General features: G+C 62.2%; 1 pseudogene. It reads right to left on the bottom strand.

The features are described from left to right. Positions 1–267 (bottom strand): annotated as a pseudogene (locus BraRD5C2_RS38560) (non-homologous end-joining DNA ligase); the annotation flags it as partial.

Here is a 267-nt window from a genome sequence, read left to right as displayed (position 1 = left end):
CTGCTTGCCAAGGTAAAGGGCTGCCACGCCAGTGGGGTCCTTGACGAAGCCGACGATCGGGAATTTCTCGCGCTGAACCGTCTTCACCTTCAGCCAGGCCTCGCCCCGCTCCGACCGGTATGGAGCATCGGCCCGCTTGGAGATGATGCCCTCGTAGTTGAGCTTGGCAGCGTGCTCGAACAACTGCTGCCCGTCCCCGGTGACATGCTCGCTGAATAGGACCGGAGGTTCGAGCTGGTAGGTATCGAACAGGCCCTGCAGCATGGC

Source organism: Bradyrhizobium sp. RD5-C2 (assembly GCF_019972155.1).
Taxonomy (GTDB): Bacteria; Pseudomonadota; Alphaproteobacteria; order Rhizobiales; family Xanthobacteraceae; genus Bradyrhizobium.
The sequence above is the reverse complement of the archived record's forward strand: the minus strand, read 5'-3'. Positions and strand labels throughout refer to the sequence as shown.